This window comes from Pseudarthrobacter chlorophenolicus, from assembly GCF_000962805.1.
Taxonomy (GTDB): domain Bacteria; phylum Actinomycetota; class Actinomycetes; order Actinomycetales; family Micrococcaceae; genus Arthrobacter; species Arthrobacter chlorophenolicus_A.
On the sequence record NZ_JZTW01000006.1, the window covers coordinates 81,557 to 108,045 of the forward strand.

At 66.6% G+C, this 26,489-nt stretch carries 18 protein-coding genes; 11 read left to right on the top strand and 7 right to left on the bottom strand.

The genetic code is table 11. From position 1 onward, the window contains the following. Genes UC32_RS08170 through UC32_RS08185 form a run of 4 tightly spaced genes read right to left on the bottom strand, consistent with a single transcriptional unit; the run spans position 1 to position 4,233 of the window. A complete protein-coding gene (locus tag UC32_RS08170; protein WP_045730738.1) occupies positions 1-948 on the bottom strand; it encodes a carbohydrate ABC transporter permease in 948 nt (315 codons plus the stop codon). Continuing rightward, on the bottom strand, positions 948-1,877 hold the full coding sequence (locus UC32_RS08175) for a carbohydrate ABC transporter permease (protein WP_015938717.1): 930 nt from the start codon (positions 1,875-1,877) through the stop codon (positions 948-950). Before UC32_RS08175 ends, UC32_RS08170 begins: the two co-directional genes overlap by 1 nt. A 9-nt stretch (positions 1,878-1,886) precedes the next feature. Then, positions 1,887-3,167 (bottom strand): ABC transporter substrate-binding protein, encoded by a 1,281-nt coding sequence (locus tag UC32_RS08180; protein WP_045730739.1) that lies wholly within the window; start codon positions 3,165-3,167, stop codon positions 1,887-1,889. A gap of 52 nt (positions 3,168-3,219) precedes the next feature. Then, positions 3,220-4,233 carry a hydroxyacid dehydrogenase gene (locus tag UC32_RS08185; RefSeq protein ID WP_045730740.1) on the bottom strand — a complete coding sequence of 338 codons (1,014 nt, stop codon included), beginning with the start codon at positions 4,231-4,233 and terminating at the stop codon, positions 3,220-3,222. Between the two features lie 151 nt (positions 4,234-4,384). Here UC32_RS08185 and UC32_RS08190 point away from each other — a divergent pair, with 151 nt between their 5' ends. From UC32_RS08190 to UC32_RS08230, 8 genes are all read left to right on the top strand, one after another. After that, entirely contained in the window at positions 4,385-6,376 is a 1,992-nt protein-coding gene (locus UC32_RS08190) for a heparinase II/III family protein (protein WP_235423621.1), read from the top strand. Further along, positions 6,373-7,536: a LacI family DNA-binding transcriptional regulator gene (locus tag UC32_RS08195; protein WP_045730741.1), complete on the top strand. Its 1,164-nt coding sequence runs from the start codon at positions 6,373-6,375 to the stop codon at positions 7,534-7,536. Before UC32_RS08190 ends, UC32_RS08195 begins: the two co-directional genes overlap by 4 nt. Further along, on the top strand, positions 7,533-9,482 hold the full coding sequence (locus UC32_RS08200; RefSeq protein ID WP_082071994.1) for a DUF2264 domain-containing protein: 1,950 nt from the start codon (positions 7,533-7,535) through the stop codon (positions 9,480-9,482). Before UC32_RS08195 ends, UC32_RS08200 begins: the two co-directional genes overlap by 4 nt. A 235-nt stretch (positions 9,483-9,717) precedes the next feature. Continuing rightward, positions 9,718-12,444, top strand: coding sequence for a helix-turn-helix transcriptional regulator (locus tag UC32_RS08205; RefSeq protein WP_045730742.1), 2,727 nt, complete (start codon positions 9,718-9,720; stop codon positions 12,442-12,444). Continuing rightward, entirely contained in the window at positions 12,441-15,122 is a 2,682-nt protein-coding gene (locus UC32_RS08210; protein ID WP_045730743.1) for a LuxR C-terminal-related transcriptional regulator, read from the top strand. Before UC32_RS08205 ends, UC32_RS08210 begins: the two co-directional genes overlap by 4 nt. Positions 15,123-15,594: 472 nt before the next feature. Then, the gene (locus tag UC32_RS08220) at positions 15,595-16,980 is read left to right on the top strand and encodes a nucleotide sugar dehydrogenase (protein WP_052690543.1); all 1,386 of its coding nucleotides are present in this window, start codon (positions 15,595-15,597) and stop codon (positions 16,978-16,980) included. A gap of 29 nt (positions 16,981-17,009) precedes the next feature. Then, positions 17,010-18,014, top strand: coding sequence for a dTDP-glucose 4,6-dehydratase (locus UC32_RS08225; protein WP_045730744.1), 1,005 nt, complete (start codon positions 17,010-17,012; stop codon positions 18,012-18,014). A gap of 269 nt (positions 18,015-18,283) precedes the next feature. Beyond that, complete coding sequence (locus UC32_RS08230; RefSeq protein WP_235423622.1) at positions 18,284-19,042, top strand: hypothetical protein; 759 nt, start codon at positions 18,284-18,286, stop codon at positions 19,040-19,042. 31 nt (positions 19,043-19,073) lie between these two features. On the opposite strand, the gene UC32_RS08235 is transcribed toward UC32_RS08230, so the two are convergent. Then, entirely contained in the window at positions 19,074-20,222 is a 1,149-nt protein-coding gene (locus UC32_RS08235; RefSeq protein WP_235423623.1) for a chitinase, read from the bottom strand. 70 nt (positions 20,223-20,292) lie between these two features. Beyond that, a complete protein-coding gene (locus UC32_RS21060; protein WP_268747944.1) occupies positions 20,293-20,427 on the bottom strand; it encodes a hypothetical protein in 135 nt (44 codons plus the stop codon). A gap of 87 nt (positions 20,428-20,514) precedes the next feature. Here UC32_RS21060 and UC32_RS08240 point away from each other — a divergent pair, with 87 nt between their 5' ends. The 3 genes from UC32_RS08240 to UC32_RS08250 are packed head-to-tail and all read left to right on the top strand — an operon-like array spanning position 20,515 to position 25,319. Beyond that, positions 20,515-22,014, top strand: a complete 1,500-nt coding sequence (locus tag UC32_RS08240) for a polysaccharide deacetylase family protein (protein WP_235423624.1) — start codon at positions 20,515-20,517, stop codon at positions 22,012-22,014. Positions 22,015-22,059: 45 nt separating this feature from the next. Further along, positions 22,060-23,952 carry a polysaccharide deacetylase family protein gene (locus tag UC32_RS08245; RefSeq protein WP_045730746.1) on the top strand — a complete coding sequence of 631 codons (1,893 nt, stop codon included), beginning with the start codon at positions 22,060-22,062 and terminating at the stop codon, positions 23,950-23,952. Then, on the top strand, positions 23,949-25,319 hold the full coding sequence (locus UC32_RS08250; protein ID WP_045730747.1) for a glycosyltransferase family 2 protein: 1,371 nt from the start codon (positions 23,949-23,951) through the stop codon (positions 25,317-25,319). Before UC32_RS08245 ends, UC32_RS08250 begins: the two co-directional genes overlap by 4 nt. Before the next feature lie 60 nt (positions 25,320-25,379). On the opposite strand, the gene UC32_RS20705 is transcribed toward UC32_RS08250, so the two are convergent. Then, positions 25,380-26,465, bottom strand: coding sequence for a hypothetical protein (locus UC32_RS20705; RefSeq protein WP_045730748.1), 1,086 nt, complete (start codon positions 26,463-26,465; stop codon positions 25,380-25,382). Positions 26,466-26,489: the final 24 nt, after the last annotated feature.

Here is a 26,489-nt window from a genome sequence, read left to right on the forward strand (position 1 = left end):
TCATCCTTTCATGCCGCTTGTGGCGATGCCCTGGATGAAGTACCGCTGGCCGATCAGGAAGATGGCCAGGATGGGGATCACGGAGATGACGGAGCCGGTCATGATCATGGCGTATTCGGCGTCGAACTGGCCCACGAAGGACCGCAGGCCCAGCTGGACGGTCCAGAGGCGGTTGGACGTGAGGTAGATGAACGGGCCCATGTAGTCGTTCCAGGTATTCACGAACGTGAGCAGTGCCAGGCTGGCGAGGGCGGGTTTGGACAGGGGGAGGATGACGCGGGCCCAGATGCCGTATTCGCTGAGGCCGTCGATCCGGGCGGCTTCGCAGAGTTCGTCCGGGATGGTCATGTAGTACTGGCGCATGAGGAACACGCCGAACGCACCGAAGGCCTGCAGCAGGATCAGGGCGTTGAAGCTGTTGGTCAGGCCCAGGTTCTGCATCATGATGTACTGCGGGACCATGTAGGCCTGCCAGGGCACGGCGATGGTGCCGATGTAGGCCAGGAACAGCACGTCGCGGCCGGGGAAGCGGACCTTGGAGAAGCCGTAGGCGGCCAGCGATCCGGTGAGGACCTGCAGGCAGGTGATGATCACGGCCAGGTACAGCGAGTTCTGCAGGTAGCCCATCATGGGGATGCGGGTCCAGATGTCTGTGTAGTTGCTCCACACGAACTCGGTGGGGATCCACTGGATGGGGACGGTGAGGACCTGGTTGTTTTCCTTCAGCGAGGAGGAGACCATCCAGATGAACGGCACCATCAGGGCCACCACCAGGACCGCCAGGGCAGCGTAGATGACCAGGTCCGTGGTGCGCTTCTTCTGCTCGCGCGGGGAGCGCCTGCGCTCGGTACGACGGCGGTCTTCCGCGCCGGATGCCTGCCCGTCGCCGGCGGAGTGGGCTGCGTTCCTTGTTTCGAGGGCTTTGAGGTCCTCGGCCATGTTGGTCATCAGCGTTCCCTCCGCTGTTGGATCTTGAACTGGAGCACGGTGACCGTCAGCACGATGAGGAACAGCACCAGCGAGATGGCGGACGAGTAGCCGAACTTTCCTTCACCGATGCCCTCCTGATAAATGAGCTGCGACAGCACGGTGGTGGAGCGTCCGGGGCCGCCGTTGGTCATGACGACAATGAGGTCGAAGACTTTGAAGCTGGAAACTGTCAGCATGACCACCACGAAGAACGTGGTGGGGCGCAGCGAGGGGATGGTGACATTCCAGAAGCGTTGCCAGGCGGAGGCGCCATCGACTTCGGCGGCTTCGTAGAGTTCGGCGGGGATGGCCTGGAGGCCGGCGAGGTAGAGGACCATGTAGTAGCCCATGTCGCGCCAGACGCTGGTGATGATGACGGCGGGCAGGGCCCAGTCGGAACTGGAGGTCCAGCCGGGCGGGTTGGCAATGCCCACGGCCTGCAGGAACTGGTTGATGGGGCCGTTGTCCGGGCTGAAGAGCATGTTCCAGACCACGGCCACTGCTACCAGTGAGGTGATGTAGGGGAAGAAGATGGCGACGCGGAAGAAGCCGATGCCTTTGAGCTTGCGGTTCAGGAGCATCGCCAGGAGCAGGGCCAGTGCCATGGTCAGCGGGACGTGGCCGATGGCGTAGACCACGGTGTTGCGCAGCGCGATCCAGAAGGAATCGGACGCGAACATCCGCTGGAAGTTGGCCAGACCCACCCACTTGGGGGCGGTGAAGGAGGTCCACTCCATGAAGGACAACGCGAACGCGGCCAGGACCGGGATCAGGGTGAAGGCCAGGAACCCCAGGAAGTTCGGCAGGATGAACGTCCAGCCAATCAGGGTATTGCGCCGGGCCTGCTTCCGGTTGCCCCGGCTGTGGACAGCCGGGGCAACGGTCGAAGGAATAGTTTCAGTGCTCATGGCTGCCCGTTACTGGCCCAGGACTTCGCTTTTGACGCGCTTGCCCATCTCGGCAACCCCGTCGGACACCGAGCGCTCACCCACCATGATCAGGTCGTGTTCCTGGTTGAGGATCTTGTCCGTGGCGGCAGACTTGTCGCTGACCGGCATTTCCAGGGCAACCTTGTCCGGGGTGAAGGCCTTCTTGGACAGTTCGTCAGTGGGCATGCCGGCAAGCTTGAAGTACTCGGCGGTGATGGCATCGTTCTGCAGGGCCGGCACAACACCGATCTTGGAGATGGCCTTGGCGCCTTCCTCGCCCGCGGCCCACTCGATGAACTTCCTGGCCTCGTCCGAGTGCGCGGCGTTCTTGTTGACGGCGAAAGCGGTGGGCGAACCGAACGTGGTGACCTTGCCGTCGTCGTTCTTCTGCGGCATCGGGGCCAGGCCCCAGTCCACGGTGGACTTGCCGTCCTTCTTGGCCTGCAGGATGCCGGCGATGTACCAGGTGCCCATGGGCATCATGGCGGCCTGGCCGGTTTCGAACATGGTGCGGTAGCTGGTTTTCTGGCTCTTGGCGGTGCCGAAGTCCAGCGTGGCGCCGCTCTTCTGCAGGTCCAGGGCGGTGTTGTACTGGTCCTCGAAGAAACCGTAGTCGCCGCTGTTCTGGTCGGCGTCGTCCTGGGCGGCCGCGATGGCCTGCACCACGGATCGCCAGATGTGGTGGTAAGTGCCGTAGACCTTCTTGCCGTTGGCCTCGGTGGTGAGCTTCTTGGCCAGGGCGGTGTACTCGTCCCACGTCAGGTCAGCGGGGTTCTCCACGCCTGCGGCCTTGAGCAGATCCTTGTTGTAGTACAGAAGCCAGAAGTCCTGCCGGTAGGGGGCGGCGTAGTACTTGCCGCCGATGTCGAAGGCATCCAGACCGGCGAGGTTGTCCTTGCCAACGGTGTCCACCACGCCGTTGATTTCCTGCAGCTGGCCGTTGTTGGCGTAGCGGGCGTAGTCGATGACGTTCTTCATGGTGAGGACGTCCGTAGTGTCTCCGCCGGCCAGCATGGTGGTGACCTTCTGCGGGTAGTCATCTGCGAGGATGTCCACGGGTTCGATGTCGATGTCCGGGTTGGCTGCTTCGTAGCTGTCGAAGAGGGCCTTGAATTCCGGGGTGCCTTCGTAGTTCCAGACCGAAACGGTCAGGCGGGTTTTGCCTTCCTGGCCTTGGGGTTCGGCCGGTCCGGCGGCGCCGGCACAACCGGACAGGCCCAGGCCTGCGGTGACTGCCAGGGCGATGGCGGCGAGGGTGGTGCGCTTCATTGCGTGCTCCTTACTGGGTTTTTGGTCTGCCGCATCCGCGGCCGGGGTTGGTTCAGGCGCTCAGGGAGAGGTCTTCGGAGACCACCTGGGCTACGAGCTGTTCTCCGGTGAGGTACCGTTCGAGGTCGTTCAGGGCGGCGTCGGACATCCGCCGGGTTTCGGTGCCCAGCGACCCGGCGATGTGGGGCGTGAGCACTACGTTGGGCAGGTCATAGAGGACCGAATCCTTCGGCAGCGGCTCGGGTTCGGTGACGTCCAGGAGTGCGTGGATCCGGCCGGTGGCGCACTCGGCCTCCAGGGCCCGGGTGTCCACCAGTGAGCCGCGGGCGGTGTTGATCAGGGTGGCGTGGTCCTTCATGGCCTGCAGTTCCGCGGCCCCGATCATGTGCCGGGTTTCCGGCAGCGCCGGGGCGTGGATGCTGACGACGTCGGACTCCCGCAGCAGTTCGGCCAGGCCCACCAGCCGTCCGCCCGCGGCGGCCACGGCGGCGGGATCGGCGTGCGGATCATGGACCAGGCAGGTGACGTCCTGCAGCTGCTGGACCAGGCGGACCACGCGGCGGCCGATGCGGGAGAATCCCACCACGCCGATCACGCGGCCGATGTTGCCCACCTCGCCGCGCGCGGTGGCGTAGGACCAGTCCTCACGCCAGGTGCGGGCGTCGTTGGCCAGCACCTGGGCCTTCTTCCCGGCCAGCACGATGGACGCGAACGTAAACTCGGCCACCGGAATGGCGTTGGCGTCCGCGCCATTGGTCACCAGGATGCCCCGGTCCCACAGTTCCGGTGTGACGAAACTGCGTACCGTTCCGGCGCAATGGAACACCGCCCGCAGCTTCGGCATCCGCTCCAGTGCCGCAGCGTCCAGCAGCGGCACACCCCAGCTGGTCAGCAGGATTTCCACGTCCGCGAGCCGGCCCGCCACCGCCGGATCCTCCAGCGAATCGGTCCACGGCTGCCCGCCCAGATCCACCAGCCCCGCCAACCGGTCCAACCGGCTCGAATCGAACTGATCAGCAAAGGTGCCGCGGTTCATGACCAGCAGGGCCTTGGGTTTTGGCGTCATCCCGGCCTCCCGTCTCTCGTGTTCGTTTGCGCTCACAACCGCAATTCATGTCTTGCATCACATCTAACAATCAGTAGATACTCATGAACAAGACAGAACAAGCAAGTCATTCAATTTCGTTCTAAAACGATCGTATTCGAACATGAGGCAGATGATGATGTCCCCTTCCGGTCCCCACACCGTGCTGCAGGTACCGGCGGCACCACTGGCAGCTGCCTGGGGATCCGACGCCTCCCGACCGTCGCTGCTTCACCTGTTGCCCGGCGCGGCCGGGCGCATGAGTGTTCCCGCAGCGGGCAACAAAGCCTGGCAGTCCGAGGGGCTGAATGTGCCCGGGGCTGTTGTCCGGCAAGCAGAAATGGAACGGGGAACGCCGTGGCCCCAGCCCCTGGTGTCCCACTACGCCCGGTATTTCCGGGACGGAAACCGGACAGCCTACGAAGGCCTGGTGGCTGCACGCCAGCAACGGCTGACCCGCGCCGTCGTCATGGCCCTGGCCAGCAATCCCGGCCGCCGGGGCGCGAACGCCGACGAGGCGGAAGCATGGCTCGACGAGGTTATCGACGGCGCGTTCCTGCTCTGCGAGCAGAGCTCATGGAGCTGGGCCGCGCACGACGATGTCTTCCGCCGGACGGGCTGCGTCGTCCCGGACCTCGCCACCCCCTACCTGGACCTCGGCGCCGGGGAGGTGGCCGCGCAGCTGGCATGGCTGGACCATGTCCTGGGCGAACAGCTCGATGACAGGGCGCCGGGGCTGCGGAGGCGCATCCGCGAGGAGGTCACCGCACGCGTCATCCGGCCTTTCCTCGACCGGCTGGATTGGCACTGGCTGGGCCTGGACGGCGACGTCCACAACTGGAACCCCTGGATCCACTCAAACCTGATCGCCGCGGCAGTGTTCCTGATGGATGACCCGGAAACCCAGGCACACACTGTGGCCCGCTGCATCGAAGGCCTGGACCGGTTCCTGGCATCCATCCCCGCGGACGGCGCCATTGACGAGGGCTTTGCCTACTGGTGGAACGGCGCCGGGCGGGCGCTGGAGGGGCTGGCCCTGTTGGAACAGGCCACGGGCGGCGTGCTGGATGGCGGCCTTCCGGTGGTCCGCGAACTGGTCGCCTTCCCGCACCGCATGCACATCGGCGGCGCATGGTTCCTCAACGTGGCCGATGGCCCAGCCCGCGCTGCGGACGCCCTTCCGTGGGACATGCTGCACCGCTGGGCGGTCCGGCTGGGTGATCCGGAGGCGGCCGCCCACGCCGCTGCCATGGCCACCGGCGCACCGGACCCCGCCGCAGGGCTGGGCCGGGTCCTGCACACACTCCTCGAACGCCAGGCATCCGCGTCCAACGCCCCTCCCCTCGTGGCCACCACCTATCTGCCATCGGTCCAGATCATGGTGGCCCGGGAAGCCGGGGGAACGGCGGACGGGCTGCTGCTGGCGGTGAAGGGAGGCCACAACGGCGAGCACCACAACCACCGCGACGTCGGCTCGGTCGTTGTTGCCGTGGACGGGGTTCCGCTGCTGGTTGACGCCGGGCAGCCCACCTACACGGCCCAGACGTTCGGCCCGGACCGCTACGGCATCCGTGCGATGCAGAGCAACTGGCACAGCGTCCCTGCCCCGTTCGGCCTTGAGCAGGGAACCGGCAGGGACTTTGCCGCCGGCGTCCTCAATGCCCCCACGCCGGAGCGGCCGCAGCTCGAACTCGCCCTGGGAGCCGCCTACGGGTTTGAACCCCAGGCCTGGATCCGGACGGCGGAACTGCAGCGGGCACCCGGCCGCATCACCATCGCCGACCGCTGGGATCTTCCCGTGCCGCCCGCCGGCGGAACGGCCGACGTCGACATCACCTTCCTCACGGCGGGAACCGTGGGCCTCGGCGCGGATGGGACGGCGACCGTCCGCCCGGACGGCATCCCGGCAGTTGACGCGTCAGCCCGGACCCAGCGGGGAGCTGCCCTGCGCTGGGACCCTGCAGCCGCCGTCGTCCTCGTGGACGAATGGCAGCTGGACGATCCGCTCCTTGCCGACGCGTGGGGACCGCGGCTGACCCGGCTGCGTTTCCGCATGCCGGCTGCACCATCCCCTGCTTTCCGCGCCACCGGCGCATTCACCCTTACTGTGGAGGCAACACCATGAGCCCTGAGCAACCGTCCGAACCCACCGGAAAGTCGCTGTTTTCGCTGCAGCGCCGGGAACGGCTCATGGAGGAGCTGCGGGCGCACGGTGCCATCACCGTCCGGGACATCGCGGCGAAGCTGGGCGTCAGTGAATTGACGATCCGCCGCGACGTGAACATCCTCGCGGACGAGGGCCTGGCGTCCCGCGTTCACGGCGGCGCCACGCTGCCCAGCCCGCTGGACCGCTCGGCAGCAGGGCGGGCTGCCCAGCACAGCTATTCCATCGGCATGGTGGTCCCATCACTGGACTACTACTGGCCGCAGGTGATCAGCGGGGCGCGGGCCGAGGCGGAAGAGCAGAACCTGCGGATTCTGGTGCGCGGGTCCGCGTACGACGCCGCAGACAACCGCAGGCAGGTGCAGGCCCTGCTGGACACCCAGAACATCGACGGCCTGATCGTGGCGCCGGACATGGGCGGTGACCACGGGCCCGAACTGATCCGCTGGCTGAACGCCCTGCCCATCCCGGTGGTGCTCGCCGAACGGCGTGCGCCGGCCGAGATTCCCGCGCACCGCCTTGAATGGGTGGCCACGGACCACGCGTTTGGCGCCGGTATGGCCGTGCGGCACCTGTGGCAGGAAGGCCACCGGCGGATCGGCTGCCTGACTGATTCATCCAGTCCCACCAGCCCGCACGTGGTCCGCGGCTGGCACCAGGCCCTGGCCGCGCTGAAGATTCCGCTGGAGGGTTCGGTCCACGAGGACTCCGCACAACAGGGCCCCGCCAGCCACGGCAACGGTGGCCGGGCCAGCCACTTCGACCACGTACTGGAACTGTGCACGAAGACCGGTACCACGGCGATGCTGGTGCATTCGGACACCCAGGCGGTGGCATTCGTGCAGCACTGCGTGGACCGCGGACTTTCCGTTCCGGGGGACATGGCGATCGTGGGGTACGACGACGAGGTGGCCTACCTGGCCGAGCCCGCCATCTCCGCCGTCCGGCCGCCCAAACAGTACGTGGGCAAGGTGGCGGTGCAGCTGATGGCCGCCCGGCTGGCCGAGGGCAGGATGCGTCCCGTGCACCGCATCGAGCTGAACCCGGACCTGATCCTGCGTGAATCCTCCATCGGGGCTCCACGGATTCCGGCTGCCGGCGTGCTGCAGGACTCCCTGTGAGCGCCGCGCCCCTGGCCATGCCACCGCTGGACTTCGGCGCCTCGCCGTATACCGGCCTCACCAGGGACCACTGGTGTGCCTACGCCGACTACCTGCTGCGGTCCGCGCACCGCCATGCCACGGAAGACCACGCCAACCTGTACCTGCCCGGTGCCACCAGCGCCTACGGCCGGAAGAGCGATTCGCTGGAGGCCTTCGCCCGGACCTTCCTGCTGGCCTCCTTCCGGATTGCCGGTGATCCGGATGGCACCGGTTGGCTGGCCGACTGGTACGCGAAGGGCATCGACGCCGGAACCAACCCCGCGAACCCGGACCGGTGGCCCACCCCGGGCGAACTGGACCAGGCCAAAGTGGAGGCGGCATCGCTGGCCGTGGGACTCGCACTGACCCGGGAGGTGCTGTGGGACCGGCTTCCTCAGCGCGTCCAGGAACAGCTGGTGGCCTGGTTTGAGACCGTGATCGGCCAGGCGTACCCGCCCATCAACTGGGTGTGGTTCCAGATTGTCGTCGAAAAGTTCCTCGCCGGCGTGGGCGGACGCTACTCGGAGTCGGACATCGACGCCGGGCTGGCCATCCATGATTCCCTTTACCGCGGCCACGGCTGGTTTGCCGACGGCCCTGAGCGCGCCTACGACCACTACGTGGGCTGGGCGTTCCAGGTCTACCCCCAGCTGCTGCAGCTGATGGCTCCGGAGGACCCCCAGGTGAAGGCCCGTGCCGAGCTGGACGGCGAACGGCTGGCCGATTTCCTGGACGACGCCGTCCACCTGGTGGGCGCTGACGGTGCCCCGCTGGTCCAGGGCCGGAGCCTGATCTACCGGTTCGCGGCAGCAGCACCGTTTTGGTCCGGACAGTTCGCGGGTCACACACGGTTGACACCCGGTGTGACCCGGCGGGCGGCCTCCGGCATCCTCAAGTACTTCCTGGACCGCGGCGCCCACAACGCCGACGGGCTGCTGACCATCGGCTTCCACTCCGAGTTCCCGGGCATGAAGCAGTCCTATTCCGGCGCGGGGTCCCCTTACTGGGCCGCCAAGGGCATGATGGGCCTCGCCCTTCCCGCGAACCACCCGGTGTGGACGGCCGTCGAGGAACCGCTGCCGGTGGAAACCGGCGACACGCAGCGCTTCATCACGGCACCGGGCTGGCAGGTAGACGGGACCGTCTCGGACGGTGTGGTGCGGATCCGGAACCACGGAACCGACCACGCCAACGCCGGCGTTAGGATAGCCGATTCCCCGCTCTATGCGCGGCTGGGCTACTCCACAGCCACGTTCCCGGACCTTGCTGCGGAATCACTGGACAACGCCGTCGCGTTCGCCGATGCGGCTGGCCGGCTGACGCACCGGACCGGGTTCGAGTTCCTTGGCCATTTCCGGCACGACGGGATGCAGGTGGGGGCCTCGCGCTTCACCGCGCACTGGATCGAGGTGGATCCCGACGGCGGCCCGGACCACGGCAGCGGCGCTGCGGGAACTGCCACGCCGGGGCCCGAGGTGACGGTGGCGTCCGTGACGCGGGGTGCCGTGGAACTGCGGCTGGTGCGGATCCGCAACGCAGCAGGCAGCGGCGCCCGGCTGCGCATTGGCGGCTGGCCGGTGGACACCGCGGCGGGCCTGGCCAGCGAGGTCCGCCCTGTGGAGTGGGGCGGGGTCCTGGACGACGCCGGCACCTGGCGCCGCGAGGCCCCGCACCCGGCGGGGGAGCACCTGGCCATCCCCTGGATTGGCACCGCCGGTGCGGTGGCCGACGCGGACTATGCCGCCGTCGTCGTGCTCTCAGGAGAAGGTTCCCTCGCCGAAACGTACGGCGCACGCCTCGTCGCCAACGGCCGCTTCGCCTTCGCGGACGGCGCCACGATCGACGTTGATGCGGTATTTTCGCGTTTGCGCAGCTCGATCCTGCGTAGGAACCCCCGGGTCCACTCGACAACCTCTCAACGTTGACGAGTACTCGCGAGTAGCAAAGTAGCCGGAGGGGTACTTAAGACGAGTACTCGCTACTGGTGCCTGTCAAGAGTCCAGCTGATTAATTGGGGCTGTCACTACTTGATTGGCGGGGACCCGGTCAAGGTGGCGGTTGGCGGTTAGGGGCCCCCGAAAGCCTGATCCGCCGACGCCCGGACAAGGGGGCGTCGGAGGATCGGGCATCGCGACGTCTACCAGCAGAGGGGGCACCGGGGTGAGCTCAAGGACCTGGCCGCAGATTGGCGGCAGGACCACCGGAGAGGACCTCGTCCGCGCCCTGGACGAGTCACGCGCCGGAGTGCTCATCACCGGAGCCTCAGGGAGCGGCAAAAGCTACCTCACCAGCCTCCTGACCAAGGAAATCCGGGATGACGCCTACATTGTGGTGCTCCGGGCGAGCGCCGGCCTCACCGCAAGCCCGTACGGTGCGCTGAACGTTCTGCTGCGGGACCTGGATTCGCAGTTCCTGTCCCACCCCGCGCTGGTCCTCTCTGCCCTCACGGCCCTGCTCACCGCGCGGGCAGAGGGCAAACCCGTGTACCTGGTCATTGAAAACGCAGGGGACGTGGATGAGTTCGCGGGGGCGGTCATCTCCCAGCTCGCCCGCAACGGAACGGCCGGCCTGATCCTGACGTGCACCGATCCGCAGCGGCTGGGCAGCGAACTGTCCCGGCTCTGCACGGACGGGTACCTTGCACGGATTGAGCTTGAGCCGCTCCCGCTGCCCGAAGCCATCTCCTGGCTCGAAGCGAGCCTTGGCGGCCGCATCTCTGCATCCGCAGCGCACGAGTTCTGGACGGCAAGCGGCGGAAACCCGCACTACCTGAAGATGCTGGCAGGAGAACTGGTTGAATCCGGGGCCCTCGCGGTGCGCGACGGCGTCTGGGTCCTCACCGCCATGGACAGGCCCCACGGCCCTGCCATCACAGACCTGGTGGTCACCCGGCTGGGCAAGCTGGGGCCCGGCGAACGCATGGCCATGGAGATCGTGTCCCTGGCCGGGACCGTGCCACTGGAAGCACTGCTGGCCGTGGCACTGCCCGACGACGTCGACGCCCTGGAGAAACGCGGGATCCTGGTAGTGGACGACTCCCTGCCACGGATGGTGGGGATGCAGAACCAGCTGCTGGGCGACGTGATCCGCGCCAATATCCCCACCGGCCGCAGCAGCGATCTCCGGCGACGGTTCTGCGAGGCAGTGGAGCCGGCACTGATGCACCCCGCGCTCAGGGTGGCCCTTGCCGCATGGGCCCTGGAATGCGGCTCGCCGCTCACCGACACAGAGGCCCTGCATGCCGCCGCGATCGCCAACACCCGTGCCGACTACCCGCTGGCCCTTCGGCTGGTCCGCTCAGTCCCCGGCCATTCGCACAGCGCCGCGGCGGTCGCGGAGGAATCCACCGCCCTTGCGGCCCTCGGTGCCGTCAGCGAAGCCCGTTCCGTACTCCGGCAATACCGGGAACAGGCCGGTGGGAGCGCGGACGCCAACGACGCCGGCCCGCCGTCTTCCGCAGACACCCTGCGGTTCCAGCTCGCGGAGGCCGCGGTCCTGCAGGCGGATCGGGGAACCATGGACCAGGCGGCGGAACACCTCCGGCATGTACGGAAGGCACTGGACGGGGACCTGATGCCGGGGGACGTTGCTCCCACCGGCTTGCCGCACGGGCTGCATGATGGGCCGGACGCTGAAAGGGTGTTACGGGAAGAGCTGGTCCTGGCCGAAGCCCGGGTTGCCGGCCACCTGGGCCGCTACGCAGAAGCAGCCGTGCTGCTGGAGGATGCACTGCAGGACTTTGAAACCCACGGACCGGAATTCCGCTTCAAGGCAGGCAGCCTGATGTGTGAGGCATGGGCACTGACCGGACGGCAGGCCGAAGCAGCCGACATGGCCGGGCAGCTGCTGGCCCACGGCCGGGATCCGATGGTCTCCGCAGCTGCGGCCTGGTCGGCCGCGGGGCGACTGCGGTTCGCGCTGCTGCTGGCCGGCTGCTGGGAAGATTCGGCATCGATGCTGCAGCCGCGCTGGGACTCTCCGCTCCCCGCCGGCCAGCCGTTCCCGGCTTCCTTCGACCTGGCACTGGCAGTCCTGCGGTGCCTGCAGGGCAGGGCACACGAGGGCCTGGAATCCCTGGTTCCGCTGATCGGCCAGCTGCGGGTGCGCGATGACGAGGGGCTTCTTGGCGTGGCCACCGCAGCGGCTGCCTACGCCTCGGCCCTCCAGGGCGAATCGGACCAGGCCGGCAGCTATCTCGCACAGAAAGGGACGGGGCCCACGCGGCCCGGTCGGCCGATGGAGTGGATCGCGGCGTATTTCACCATCCTCGCCGTGGACGGTGTTGACAGGCCGCAGGCCGCCAGCGATGCACTGATGCGGCTGGCCGACGACGACCATGCGGCGGGCAACCATGGCCTCGAGGTCCTTGCGCTGAGCACGGCAGTCCGGTTGGGACGGACAGCTGTGGCTCCCCGGCTCCTCGACACAGCGTTAAGGTGCGACGGCGACTTCGCCGGACTGTGCGCAGCCTACGCGAATGCAGTGCTCGCCCATGACGTGGCCCAGCAGGTGGCCGTCGCCCAGCTCGCCCAGGACCTGCAGCATGACCGGTTTGCGTTCGATGTCGCCGAGGCAGTCATCCGCGGCGCGCATGCCCTGGAAGACCGCGCCTTGCTCCTGCAGGCCCGGCGGATCGCGGAGACCTGCCGGCACAGGATGCGCGCCCCTGAGGACACCTCACAGCAGGAAGACCGCATCACGGCGCGGGAGCTTGAGATCGCCACCCTCGCCGCGAGGGGCCACAGCAACAAGGCCATCGCCGCCAGGCTCCACCTGTCGGTACGGACGGTGGAGGGACACCTCTACCAGATCTACGGGAAATTGAAGATCGTTGAACGCTCGGAGCTGCCGTTTGCCCTGGGCCTCGCTGACGGGAACCAGCAATGACCGAGGTACTGGCAAGCGAAACACTCGTGGGGCGCTCGGGCATCCTGGCCGCCGTCGCGGATTGCCTGCTGGACCGCAACGGCCCTGGCGTCCTCCTGCTGGGTGATGCCGGGCTTGGCAAGACGGCGCTGGTTAACGCGGTGATCCAGGAACTGGGCCACCGCGTGCGCCCCTTCAGGGTGTTCGCCGGAGCCACCCTGGCCGGAGTCCCGTTCGCCGCCCTGGCGCCACTGATCACTTCGCTGACGCCGGGCCAGATCAACGAGCCGCTGTCCGTGATGAAGGCCGTGACCGCCGCCCTGAACCCGGCCCGGGAGCGGGAACCGGTGCCAGCGGTCCTGGTGGTGGAGGACGCCCAGCACCTCGACGAGGGCAGCGTCGCCGTCCTGGCCCAGCTCACAGCCGCCGAAGTGGCCAAGGTGGTCTTCATTTGCCGCCCACATCCGGCGCCTCCCGGCGAAATCTTCTCGATGTGGTCCGAAGGATTGCTGGACCGTTTCGACCTGCAGCCCCTGAACGGACAGGACGTCGACCAGCTGTGCGCCCAGGTGTTGGGCGCGCCGGTGGTCCCCAGCGCCGGTGCGGTGCTCCGCAGGGCATCCGGAGGAAACCCGATGTTCCTGCTGGAACTCATCGGCAATGCCAGGTCCGCCGGCCAGCTGGTCAGCCGGAACGGGGCATGGATGCTGACCTCCGAGCTGCGCGGCAACAGCCTGCGGCTCCTGGACCTGGTCAGGAACCAGATCGTCCACCTCGACCATCTGCAGCGTGAGGCCCTGGACACTGTCGCCCTGGCTGAACCCCTGCCCCTGGATGTGCTGCGGCAGGCGAGCGATCACTACGCCGTGGACGAACTCCAGGAAATGCGGCTGATCACCATCGATTCCGATGCCGAGCAGCACGTCCGCCTGGCCCAGCCGCTGGTGGGCGAAGTACTGCGGCAGATTGTGCCGGCTGCCCGCAGCCTGCGGATCCGCCAGCGCATCCTGCAGCTCCTGGAGAACCGCCCGCAGACCATGGACGGCCTGCTCCGCTATGTTTCCTGGGGGCTCGAAGCCGGTGCCAGGATCCCGGACACCGAAATCCTGGAGGCCGCGCAGCTGGCCAACCGGCTCTTCATCCCCAGCTACGTTGAGCGCGTAGCCGGAGCCATCAAGGACCCGGCGCTCAAGCTCGCGGCCCGGGTGGAGGTGGCCCGCGCCAAGTGGTACCGGGGGGATATCCGCGGAACGGCCTGGGAAATCAGCGGGATCGTCGAAAGGACCAACCATCCTGCCACCCTGCGGCAGGTGTCCATGCTTGCCGCGCAACTCGCCAGGCGCCAGGGGGCGGGCCCCAACGCGGTGAAGCAGGCGGCGTACGAATGGGAGGCCGCCTTGGCCCGGATCGCTGAATCCGCCCGGGGAATCGATGCGCAGGAGCTTGAACTGGGACGCCTCGGAAGCCGGCTGCTGGTCCTGGAGGGCATGCAGGCGGAGGGCCGCCACGTGGAAACGGAGCGCGAGCTGCGGCAGATCTGGCAGCAGGGCGGGGACGGGGAAACCCGGCTGCTCGCAGGGACGCTGCTGGCTGAATCGATGGCCGTCACCGGCAAGCCCCTCTCGGCCCTGCAGGTGCTGGCCGACGTCAAGGACATCCTCGATGCTGCCGGCTACTGGGGCCTGCAGCACACCGGGTTCTTCATGCGCCGCTACATCCTTGCCCTGCTGCATGCCGGCGAGTTCACAGTGCTTGAGGAGTACCTGCAGAACCACGTATCCCAGGCGCCCAACTCGCTGATCTACGACGGCGGTGCGCTGCATTTCAGCGCGGGCAGCGTGGACCTGCGCCGTGGCAACCTGGGGGCCGCGCTGCCGTGCCTTCGGCAGGCGGTGAGTATGCTCCGGGTGTCGGACCTGCAAAGCGACCTGCCCGACGCCGTCGCTGCCGCCGCCTACGCTGCGTCCCTGCTGAAGTTCCGGGAGGTCGCTTCCTCCTACACACTGGAGCATGAGTCGCTGGCCCGCGACGGGATGGAATCATCCCTGTTGGGCAGGGCCCACGCCGCCATGGCCAAGGTCCAGCAGGTGGGGCTGCGTCCCACCCTGTCCCGGCTGATGTCCCTCGCGGACACCGCGGCAGCCAACGGGGCGGTGGGGCCGGAGATCGATATCCTCGTCCTGGTCCTCCGGGCGGGGGACCTCTCCGTGGTGCGCCGCCTCAAATCCCTGGCAGAAACCAGCGAAGGCCGCACCGCCGAGTTCGCTTTCAGCTACAGCCAGGCCTTGGACGCCAAGGATGCCGCCGGGCTCATTGCCTTGAGTGAGGCCGCAGCCAAGGAGGGGTTGGAACTCGCGGCAGCCGACTACGCGGGCCATGCGCTCAGGATCCTCGAAAGCCGGGGGGACAAGTCCCGCCAGCTCGAAGCACAGCGGCTCCTTAAACGGCGCACCGCGGCCCTGGGGAAGGCTCCCGCGGCCACAGGCCACGGGATGCCGGACCTGTCAAAGCTGACGAGGCGGGAACAGGAGATCGTTGCCCTGGTGCAGACGGGTTCGAGCAACAGGGACATCGCACTCAGCCTCGGACTCTCCCTCCGGACGGTGGAAGGCCACCTGTACCGGATGTTCGCCAAGCTCGGAATCAGCGACCGCGAAAAGCTGATCAGCGGCGATCACGGCGGCGAACACACTCTCTAACGGGCCTTTTTCGTTAACCAGCGCCTGCTGCCGCGCCGGTTTTCGGTGCTGCTTTGGCGGAATTCCGGGCATTCCCGGGGCACCCGCCCCACCGAGTACCAATGCGAGTGGTGGGCAGCCACAAGCCACGTAGTCTCACCGCCGGCGGCGGCGGACGGGGTCAAAGACGGGTACACCACACTCGCGCCGGGCAAAGGACTTGATTAATACCCTCGTCTTGTTGGCAACCGCCAGCACGAGGGGAAGTGGGCCTCGACATGAAGCGCAGGAAGATTTCCTTTCCGGGGGACAGCCTGATGGCCGTCCGGCAGGAAAGCAGTCCCGATGCGACAGGTCTCCCGCCATTGGCGGGGACCCCCCAAAACGGGCCGGCGGTGAAGGGCGACGTGCCACCTGAGACCCGGGCACACTCCTTCTCGCCGCCGGCTTTCATTCACTCTGGAGACAAAATGCACCGGGAGGTCGACTGACCATGGCACCGAACACGAAGGTAAAGACCCTCAAGAAACAGGTCGCCGTTGAATCCCACTCCCTGCCGGCTGAGGCAGTGGAGTGGACTGAGGGCACCGCGGCGCGGGCAATTCCCGCCCAGGACCAGGTGTTCACGTTCGACGTCGCAATCGTCGGCCTGGGCTACGTGGGACTGCCCACCGCCCTGGCCATCAACGCCTCCGGGAGGCGGGTCCTCGGGCTCGACGTCTCGGAGCGGCGGCTGGCGGTGATCCGGGAACAGCAGGCGGACCTGCTGGACTCGGACAAGGAGCGGCTGAAGACCGCACTGCTGGACCCCTCATTCATGCTGACCAGCGACCTCTCGCTGCTGGCCCACGCGGCCGCCGTTGTGGTCTGCGTTCCCACACCCGTGGACGAGTACCTTGTTCCCGACCTCGGCATCCTGCGCGCAGCGTGTGCCTCAGTGGTGGAATACGCGGTGCCGGGACAGCTGCTGATGCTCACCTCCACCACCTACGTGGGCACAACAAGGGACCTGCTGGCCATGCCCCTTGCAGCCAAGGGACTCATCCCGGGACGCGACGTGTATGTTGCCTTCTCGCCGGAACGCATCAATCCCGGCGTCGACTCCTTCTCCCACGAAGACGTTCCCCGCGTGGTGGGCGGCGTCACGGCTGCCTGCGGTGAGGCGGCCGAACGGCTGCTCAGCGCCAGCACCAAACTGGTCCACGTGGTCCCGTCCGCGGACGCCGCGGAAATGACCAAGCTCGTGGAGAACACGTTCCGGGCGGTCAACATTGCCCTGGCCAACGAGTTTGCCCAGATTTGCCACGAACTGGACATGGAAGTGATGGACGTGATCAACGCGGCCGCCACCAAACCGTACGGATTCATGCCGTTTACCCCCGGACCGGGAGTCGGCGGACACTGCATTCCGTGCGACCCGCACTACCTCCTCTGGCAGCTGCGCAAGGCCCGCGTCACGGCGCCGGTGATCGAGCAGGCAATGATCGGGATCGCGGGCAGGCCGCACCAGGTAGTGGAAAAGGCGCGGCGGATCCTCTCCGAGCGGAACCACGGCCTGGCCGGCGCGCGCGTGATGGTGGTGGGCGTGGCCTACAAGCCCGACGTCGAGGACCTCCGTGAATCCCCGGCCCTCGAGATCATCGCCGAACTCATCGCGGACGGTGCCGAGGTGGCCTACTCGGATCCCTGGTGCCTCACCGCGCCCGATGGCAGGGGCGGGACGCTCATCTCCAATCCTGCTCCCCAACTGTGGGAAGCGGACCTCGTCATCCTGCACACCAGGCACAGCCAGACGGACCTTGACTGGCTGGGGAACGCCACGGCAGTGCTGGACACCACCTACCGGCTGCCCAAGGCAGACAACGTCACCAGGCTCTGACCACACCACTCCATTTGGAAGCAGGAAGCATGAGAACAGCAATTACCGGCGGTGCCGGATTCATCGGGAGCCACCTTGTGGAACACCTCCTGGCAGCGGGGGACGAGGTAATTGTCCTGGATGACCTGTCCACCGGCCGGCTTGAGAACCTCAAGAGCGTCATTGGGCACCGCAGGTTCCGTTTCATCGAAGGCAGCATCCTTGACCGGGCTGCCGTGGACAAGGCAGTAGCAGGGGCGGACCGGGTGTTCCACCTGGCAGCCGCGGTAGGCGTCAACCTGATCGTTGACCACCCGCTGGAAAGCCTGCGCACCAACATCCACGGCACGGAAGTGGTCCTGGATTCCGTCCTTGAAGCAGGCGCCAGCCTCCTGCTCGCATCCACCAGCGAGGTCTACGGCAAGAACACCTCGGACAGCCTTTCCGAGGAATCGGACCGGATCCTGGGTTCGGCCCTGAAATCGCGCTGGACGTACGCTGCGGCCAAGGGCATCGACGAAGCATTCGCCCACGCCTACTGGCGGCAGTTCGGACTGCGGGTGGCGATTGTCCGGCTCTTCAACACCGTGGGCCCCCGCCAGACCGGACGCTACGGAATGGTGGTGCCCCGCCTGGTACGCCAGGCGCTCGCGGGCGAACCACTGACCGTGTACGGAGACGGGCACCAGACACGCTGCTTCTCCTACGTGGGCGACATCGTGCCGGCCATTACGCGGATCTCCGAGGACGAGCGCGCCTACGGCAACGCCTACAACCTCGGCGGCAACCACGAGATCTCCATCCTCGCCCTCGCGGAGCGGATCGTGGAACTCGTGGGAAGCGACAGCCCCATCACCCTCGTGCCCTACGAGCAGGCCTACTCCGAAGGCTACGAGGACATGCGGCGGCGGGTGCCGGACAACACCAAGTCGTTCGAACTGGTGGGTTTCGATCCGAAAACCACAATTGACCAGATCATCACCAACGTCGCCGCAGACAACCGGACATCGAACACGGCCGACGCTTCACGGTGGAAGGTCATTCTCGCCTCCTGACGGCCGAAGGTCCGGACAACCAGATACCCAGTTGGCCGGGCCGGGATTTATTTCCCGGCCCGGCCATTGGTCTGCGAATTTCCGGAAATACCGTGAATTGGAAAGCTATGAATTGGCTGTCAATGTGCGCATTTTCCTCGCCCATGCCACGGGATATGAAGGAAAATTAAGTGGCACGGCATACGAAGGAGTCCGGGTTGAAAAGAGCGTCAGTGCTGAATTATCGGCGTGCACCACAAGGATCGCGCACGTGGCGGGTTGGACACAGCATGCGGGTACGGTGGGGCTTGGCGGCCGCCCTGTCCTCGGTGGCGCTCATCGCTGCGGGTTGTTCCTCGCCGCCTTCCCCTCCGGACGGCGGAAACTCCTCCGGGGAGGGCGGTTATCCGTGGCACACCAACATCGTGGCCACCACATTCTGGGTGGGCGAACTATTCGATCCCAAGGCCGACGACGGCAGCCAGGTCATGTCCACCTACGACTCCGGCTGGATGCGGAACTTCGGCGGTTGCGACGGCGTGATGAAATCCGGAACCTGCCAGACTGAGCAGCGGACCGAAGCCAACCGCTACATGCCCACCGGCATGACACCCAAGGAAAACCCCTTTTACCTTGACCTGCCCTACGACGACGTTAACGACAGCAAGGCATTCGCGGAACGGGCCACCGTCATTCCCTGGGCCAAGGATTCTGAATATGCGGGCCGTGAGCAGGACAAATCATTCAGTTATATGAAGAACCAATGGGTCCGGATCCGCAAGGGAAACCAGGAATGCTACGGCCAGATCCAGGACGCAGGTCCCGGCCAGTACCACGACAAGGAATATGTCTTTGGATCCAATGATGCCCGCCCTGCCAATAAGGAATTCAACGGGGCGGGAATGGACGTTTCTCCGGCATTGAACGGGTGCCTGGGGTTTGAAGACATCAACGGCGAATCGGACACCGTGGACTGGCAATTCGTGACACGGGACCAGGTGCCGGATGGCCCGTGGCTCGACATTGTCACCACAAGCCAGGTGCGCTGACCCTGCGGCGCCGGCCAGGCCAACCGGGGCGTCAGCGCAGCCGGCCCTCAAAACCTGCGGCGAGGGCCCTGGCGAACTGGCCGGGCTCCTGCTGGACCCCGCTGCACACATGGCTCGCCTGGCCACCGGCAGCAGCTGCGGTGCACTCACGGTCCCTGTTGAGCGACCACATCGACACCCTTTGGATACCCTTCTGGACGGCAAAGGAATTCAGGCCACTGGCAGCGTCCAGCCCGAAGACTTCGCCCGGCAGGTCATTGACGCCGACCATCGGAGTCAGCCCCATCTTCGTCCAGATTTCCTGGCTGCTGAGGTTGGTCCCCACCCGTTGGTAGCTGATACTCAGCTGGTCGTGGGTGGAATCGGCGGCCGCCACCGCCGCGTCCAGCATGCTCTGCGAGGATCCTCGGCTGGACCCGTAGTTCATGGTCATGATGTTGACGCCGGCAAGGTCGACTCCGGCGGCCAGCATCTGGTCCACCACGGCTATGCCGTCGTCGGTCAAGCCGCGTGGTGACGCCGGGAGCGTGAGCCACACATCCAGTCCACCGCCCCACCCGTCCTTTTCCTTTTGCAGGGCTGCCACGGCCTCCGCCCGCCGCTCCCCGGCCGGGGAGTTCAGCAGCGCATCGCCCTCGATGTCGAAATCGATGGTGGAGGGGGAGTACCGTTCCACCACTGAGCGGTAAGCAGCCTGCAGCTGGACCGGGTCCTGGCATGCGACGGCAAGCTCAGTATTGATGGAGCCGCCAAAGGAAACTGCAATGGCGCCGCCGTTGGACTTCAGGGCGGAGATCCGTTGCTCAAGGTTGAGGGCGTCCCTGGCAGCATCCAGGCTGTAGGCATTGCCCCAGCTCGGGGCGCACGGCTGCGAGGAGTCGGCGACGACGAAGGCCAGGGTGACGTTACGGCTGTCCGCCACTCCGGTCCCGGCTAGGTCGTACGGCGGGTCTACCGTCACATCCGCATAACCCGAAAACCACGGTTGCTGTGCCATGCCCGCCTCCGCAATGAAACGCCATAGGAAGAAGCCGCCAACCAGGGCCAGCGTTATGGTCGCGGCGGCCACGGCGAGCCGGGTGTTGGAGCGCCGGCTGCCCGAAGGCACCCTTCCCGCCCGCGATGGCGCCGGGGACGCGGCAGCCCTGCTGACCTGGCCGGTGCCTGGTTTGGCTGCCACATGTCCCCCGTGTTGGTCGGATTTACTGTCTACTCTCCTGAACCACCATTTGACCATAAGCGCCCTGTTTTCAGGCCAGGATCCGCTGCATGACGGGCCGCAATGGCCGGGTCGCCAGCGCCGAGTAGTGGGTGCGCGCGGGTACGTGGTCCAAAAGCCAAATACGGGTACTGCCTACTCGTGTCCGCAGGGAGGGGGTCTTCATAGGCTGAGGCTGTGAACGACTGAAACCGGTCGGTGGAGAAACGGGTCTCACCATGGAAATCTCGTCAATGAAGGACGTTGCCCTCCGATGGCGGCGGGTCGCCGCGGGCTGGTGCGCGCCGTGACCGGCGAACATCCCGGTTCGGGGACCGCCGGCCGCGGGAATGGCAAGCTGGCGTCCATGCAGGCCCGTGCTTCGCGCAGGAGGGTGGGCCTCCTTGCCGTGTCCTGGATTGCTGTCCTTGCCGTGCTGACCGGCGGAGCGTCGTTCATGACGGCAAACGGCGGCGGGGACCGCAGCAATGTGGCTGCCGGCCCGCAGTCATCCGATCCGCCCACCGCCGGCGCCGCGCCGTTGCTGTCAGTTTCCCTGACGTTCGACGGCGGCCGGTCCAGCCAGCGGGAGGCTGCCCGCATTTTGGCTGACCACCGGTTGCGCGCCACGTTCTTCGTTAACTCAGGCTTTGTTGGCGCCGCCGGCTTCCTGAACCAGGAGGACCTGCACCTCCTCGCCGAACAGCACCACGAAATCGGTGGATACACGGTCACCCTGGCGGACCTCACCGCCGTCGAACCCGGCGAAGCGCAACGGCAGGTGTGCAATGACCGGGCGAAGCTCAGTGAATGGGGTTTCAAGGTGACCAGCTTCGCCTACCCGTTCGGGGCATCGTCCCCCGGCGCCGAGGAGATTGTGTCCGGCTGCGGCTACAACAGCGCCAGGGGACAGGACCGTATCCGCAGCCCGTATTCCTGCGAATCATGCGCTCCGGCCGAGACCGTACGGCCGGAGGACCCCTTCAACACCCGTGCCACCGCCGAGGTGGGCCGGGACTGGACACTGCAGGGCCTGCAGCAGACTGTGGAACAGGCCGAGGCTGCGGGCGGCTGGCTCCAGTTGGCCTTTTATGACATCGATGACTCCGGAAGCCCGCTGTCCATCAGCCCGGCCCTGTTCGAACAGTTTGCCGCCTGGTTGGATGAGCGGACAGCGCAGGGCACCATGGGGGTCCGCACTGTCCACGAGGTGATTGGGAAAGTGGCCAAGCCTGTGGTCCCGGGAGTGGCTGCACCCCCTGCCGGCCCGGGCGTCAACGCCCTGCGGAACCCGGGACTGGAAACACCGGGCAGGTACGGCCTGCCGGAATGCTGGCAGGTGGCAGGCTACGGGGAGAACTCGTCCGAACTGGCAACCCTTGCTCCCGGCTTCCGGGACGGAACGTCCCGGCGGCTGGACGTTACCGGCTACGCGTCAGGGGACGTCAAGCTCCTCCCGGTCCTGGACCTGGGAGCCTGCGCGCCCAGCGTCACGGCAGGCCACGCCTACTCGCTGCGCGCCTGGTACCAGTCCACGGCGCGGACGCAATTCGCTGTGTACTACCGCAACGCCATGGGTGATTGGCAGTTCTGGACTGCCAGCCCGTATTTCCCCGCCAGGACGACGTACGGGCAGGCGGTCTGGGAGACACCGCCTGTTCCCGACGGCGCCGAGGCCATCAGCTTCGGGCTCAACCTTTTCAGTGACGGCCAGCTGGCCACCGATGACTACGAAATGTACGACACCGTGGGGGCGCCGCCTCCCGCCCAATAAGCCCCCAGTCCCGGGGCCTTCCCAAGATGAATCGAGTGGTAAGCCATGAAAACTACCGGCTGCGAGCCCGTGGAAGAACTGCCTCCGCGCGAGGGTGCCCGGCGGGGACTGCTCCGCCGGGCCAAATCCCTGGTGACCGTGGCGGCCGCCTTGGCCCTGGCCGTCGCCGGCCTGGCGATGAGCCCGCCCGCAGCACATGCTGCCGCGCCCACGGTGGTCAGCCTGACGTTCGACGACGGCCACGCGGACCAGCTGGCGGCAGCCCAGACCATGAACTCGCTGGGACTGAAGGGTACCTTCTACGTGACTTCCGGCGTCGTAGGTACCCCGAACTACTTCACCCTCGCCCAGGTCCAGGCGCTGGCGGCCGCAGGGCATGAAATCGGTGGCCACACCGTGACCCACCCGGACCTCACTACCCTGCCCAGCGATGAAGCCACGCGGCAGGTCTGCAACGACCGCGTCAACCTCAGCAACTGGGGTTTCCGGGTGACCAGCTTCGCCCACCCCTTCGCGGCGGCCAACGCCAGCACCGAGGCGATCGTGCGGAACTGCGGCTACAACAGCGCCCGCGGGCTGGGCGACATCCGCACCAGGTTCAGCTGCGGTACGTGTGCGGTGGGCGAATCCATACCTCCGTCAGACCCGTATTACACCGCGGCGCCGGACCAGGTGGAGAATACGTGGACGCTGGCTGACCTCCAAAGGAGCGTCACGCAGGCCGAGAACGGGGCCGGCGGCTGGGTCCAGCTGACGTTCCACCACATCGCCAACAACCCTTCAGACTCCATCACCATCTCGCCCACCCTGTTTAACCAGTTCGCCAACTGGCTGAAGACCCGTCCCGCCACCACCACCGTCAAAACGGTGGACCAAGTCATCGGCGGGACGGTCAAGCCACTCGTTTCAGGGCCGGCCGTTCCGCCGCCCGGCACGGGCAACCTGGTCAAGAACCCGGGCTTCGAAACGCTCACCAACGGCGTTCCCCAGTGCTGGCAGCAGGGCGGATACGGAACCAACGCCCCCACGTTCAGCACCGTCAACCAGGGCCGGACCGGCAGGGGAGCCCAAGTGGTGATGCGGAGCTACGCCAACGGTGACGCCAAATGGCTGCCGTCCCTCGACCTGGGCGGATGCTCACCAGCAGGAACTGCCGGGCACAGCTACAACCTGGGCATGTGGTACAAATCCACTGTTCCAACGCAGTTCGCCCTTTACTACCGCAGCGGAATCGGGTCCTGGACCTACTGGACCTCAAGCCCCTGGTTTGCAGCGGCAACCACGTTCCAGAAGGCCACCTGGACCACTCCGGCCCTTCCCGCCGGCGCCAGCGGCATCAGCTTCGGCCTGAACATCTTCAGCAACGGCACGCTGGTCACCGATGACGCCGAGATGTTCGACGCCGCCGCAACACCGCCACCGCCACCACCGGCGGCGGGCGCGAACCTCGTGCAGAACGCCGGACTGGAAACCGCCGGCACGGGCACCCTTCCGCAGTGCTGGCAGGCGGCGGGCTTCGGAACGAACACCGCCACTTACGCCACGCTCGCCACCGGCGCCCATTCCGGCACGAAGGCCGTCCGGCTGGTGATGAGCAACTACTCAAACGGTGACAGCAAGCTTCTCCCGTCCCTGGACACCGGTTCCTGCGCCCCACCCGCCATCGCCGGCAAGACCTACTCGCTGCGGGCCTGGTATACCTCCACCGCCACCACCCAGTTCGCGGTCTACTACCGCAACTCCGCGGGCGCGTGGGTGTACTGGACCTCGAGCCCCTGGCTGGCGCCAACCTCCACGTACGCCCAGGCAAGCTTCACCACGCCGGCGTTGCCGGCGGGGGCTACCGCCATCAGCTTCGGCCTCAATCTCTTCAGCAACGGCACCCTGATCACTGACGACTACGCGATGTACGACACTGTGGGGGCACCGGCGCTGTGATTGCTGTTTCGATAATCCTGGTCCTTGGTGTCAGCACCATCTTCTGGACCCTCGTGGGGCTGGTGCGCCTCGCAGGGGAGAACTCCTGGCTGTTGGAGGAGTGGAAACACCGGTACCGCACCTGGCGGTCCGTCAGGGCAGGTTTGCCGGCCGTCGCCGCCCGGCCCCGGAGGGGGCGGCACAGGGGAACCGGAATCCGCATACTGCCATCCCACGTTGCCGTGCTCGTGGCCGCCCATAACGAGGCGCTGGTGATCAACGAGACCATCCGGGCAGCGTCGAGGCTGGTACCGCGCCGGAACATCCATGTGGTTTCCGACATGTCGACGGACAACACGGCACAGCTGGCACGCGCAGCCGGGGTCAAAGTGCTGGAACTGGATCCCAACCGGGGGAAGGCGGGTGCCCTTGCCGCCGGGATCGCGCACTTCGACCTGTGCCGGCGCTTCAAGGTGGTGATGCTGCTGGATGCCGATACGCGTCCCACCGAGGATTACCTTCGGACCGGCCTGCCGCTGTTCGCCGATCCAACGGTGGTGGCCGTGGCGGGAAGGGCGAAATCCATTATGGATCCGCCGTCGCCCACCGTTATGGGACGGTTCCTGGTGGCCTACCGGGAGCGCCTGTACATCGTGGTGCAGCTCCTGCTGAAGTACGGGCAGGCGGCACGGGGCGCGAATGTGGTGTCCATTGTTCCGGGGTTCGCCAGCATGTACCGGACCAGCGCGCTGCAGGAGATCGACGTCGTCGCGCCCGGCCTGGTCATCGAGGACTTCAATATGACGTTCGAGATCCACGCCAGGAAACTGGGCAGGATCGCGTTCCACCCCTCCGCGGCGGTGGCTTATACCCAGGACCCGGACAGGCTGCAGGATTATATGAAGCAGGTCCGCCGGTGGATTCTGGGATTCTGGCAGACGGTCCGGCGGCACCGGAAACAGACGGGGCGGTTCTGGCTGGTCCTGGCAACGTACATTTTCGAGCTGTTGATGAGCTGCGTCTTCTTTGTCCTGCTGCTGCCGGTGTTCCTCGTCTCCACAGTTGCAGCGATCCAGGTGGCGGCCTTCGGCAGCGACTGGGATGTTGCGGTCTTCCTGTCCGGGCTGCTGCGGCCGCAGGATGTGCTGTTTGGTGTCCTGCTACCGGACTTCCTGTTGACCATCCTGGCAGCGGTTTCCCTCCGCAAGCCGGGAATGCTGCTGATGGCACCGCTGTTCCCGCTGATGCGGATCCTGGATGCGTTCCTATGCCTCCAGGTGCTTCCGAAGGCGTTCTCCTCGGCCTCGACCGGCACCTGGGTCAGCCCTGCCCGCAGGGTGCAGGGTAAAGAGCTGACCCCGGTGACGGCCGGGAACGGAGCCTCCTGACAGCTGTCAGGAGGCTCCGTCAGGCGGTACTGCAGGAGGCGCGGCTCCCGGCTGCTGCCGTCAGTTGCTGACTCCGGAAGTGGTCTCGACGGTCAGCCACGGTCCGGCCGGAACGTCGGCACGGTCAATGAAGCGCCACGAGACGCGGTCGCTGCTGCCGTCCAGTTCGGCGAAGCCGAGGCAGCCGTTAAGTGCGGGGGAGACGTCCATGCCGGCGCCCTGGGTAGCGTCGGCGGAGAAGCTCTGGTTGACCGGGCGTGCGTCGCCGGCCCCGAAGACGTAGGCGGAGTCGTGGTATTCGGAGCCGCTGGAGGGGCCGGCATCCTCGATCTGTCCATAGCAGGTACTGCCGTTCGGGCCCGTGATCTGGACCCACCGGTTCTTCATGTAGCTGTATTCCTGGTTTGCACAGTTGTTGACGCCGCTGGCGGCGTTGTCCGCGGCAGCCCATGGAATCACCTGGCAGCGCTCGCTGAAGGCGACGGCATCGTTCAGGTCGTCGTAGGGCAGGTCCAGGTAAAAGGGGTTCTGCAGCGGCTTCGGCTGGTTGAGCGGGAAGTATCCGTTGCTGGCGACGCGCCGTTCGGTGGCGCACTTGAAATCGGCGCCGGAACCGGAGCTCACTCCGTCACACCCGCCGTAATAGCTGCCGGGGCATCCGGCAGCGCCGGCGTCAACGGTGCCCAGCTTTACGCCGGTGTGCTGGAACGCCCACTGGCTGTTGTAGGTGGAGCAGACCTGCGAGCCGTCCGAGAGGCTGGCGTTGAAGATCTCGCCAACCCAGAACGTGGTGCTGATGATGTTGCTGTGCAGGGGGTACGCGCTGCTGCCGCTTCCGGTGGCTGCCGCCGGAACAATGGCCGGAGCGGGTGCCGGAGCCGGTGCTGCCGGGGCCGGGGCCTGGGTGGCCGGAGCAGGAGCGGCGGCCGCAGGGGAGGTGACCGCGGGAACCGGCGTGCTGCTTGGCGTGGGAGTGGGCGTCCGCTTGGGTTGTGCCTTGTCCTTGGCCGGCGACTCGGACGGGCGCTGTCCGGCTGCTTTCGTGGCTGCGGCTGTGGTGGTAAACGACTCTGTGGCCGAAACCGTGACCAGTCCGCCGACGGCCAGTAGCAGCACTGCTGCAAGTGCTGTGATCAGGTGTTTCATGGGGTGTCATATCTGTTGGGTGCA

Bases quoted from the DNA above. Each gene is read 5' to 3' on its own strand.
- UC32_RS08240 (WP_235423624.1), top strand. From the start codon at position 20,515: ATGGCGGCGGGTCGCCGCGGGCTGGTGCGCGCCGTGACCGGCGAACAT.
- UC32_RS08185 (WP_045730740.1), bottom strand. From the start codon at position 4,233: ATGACGCCAAAACCCAAGGCCCTGCTGGTCATGAACCGCGGCACCTTT.
- UC32_RS08175 (WP_015938717.1), bottom strand. From the start codon at position 1,877: ATGAGCACTGAAACTATTCCTTCGACCGTTGCCCCGGCTGTCCACAGC.
- UC32_RS08220 (WP_052690543.1), top strand. From the start codon at position 15,595: ATGGCACCGAACACGAAGGTAAAGACCCTCAAGAAACAGGTCGCCGTT.
- UC32_RS08190 (WP_235423621.1), top strand. From the start codon at position 4,385: ATGATGATGTCCCCTTCCGGTCCCCACACCGTGCTGCAGGTACCGGCG.
- UC32_RS08180 (WP_045730739.1), bottom strand. From the start codon at position 3,167: ATGAAGCGCACCACCCTCGCCGCCATCGCCCTGGCAGTCACCGCAGGC.
- UC32_RS08210 (WP_045730743.1), top strand. From the start codon at position 12,441: ATGACCGAGGTACTGGCAAGCGAAACACTCGTGGGGCGCTCGGGCATC.
- UC32_RS20705 (WP_045730748.1), bottom strand. From the start codon at position 26,465: ATGAAACACCTGATCACAGCACTTGCAGCAGTGCTGCTACTGGCCGTC.
- UC32_RS08245 (WP_045730746.1), top strand. From the start codon at position 22,060: ATGAAAACTACCGGCTGCGAGCCCGTGGAAGAACTGCCTCCGCGCGAG.
- UC32_RS21060 (WP_268747944.1), bottom strand. From the start codon at position 20,427: ATGAAGACCCCCTCCCTGCGGACACGAGTAGGCAGTACCCGTATTTGG.
- UC32_RS08230 (WP_235423622.1), top strand. From the start codon at position 18,284: ATGCGGGTACGGTGGGGCTTGGCGGCCGCCCTGTCCTCGGTGGCGCTC.
- UC32_RS08225 (WP_045730744.1), top strand. From the start codon at position 17,010: ATGAGAACAGCAATTACCGGCGGTGCCGGATTCATCGGGAGCCACCTT.
- UC32_RS08195 (WP_045730741.1), top strand. From the start codon at position 6,373: ATGAGCCCTGAGCAACCGTCCGAACCCACCGGAAAGTCGCTGTTTTCG.
- UC32_RS08170 (WP_045730738.1), bottom strand. From the start codon at position 948: ATGACCAACATGGCCGAGGACCTCAAAGCCCTCGAAACAAGGAACGCA.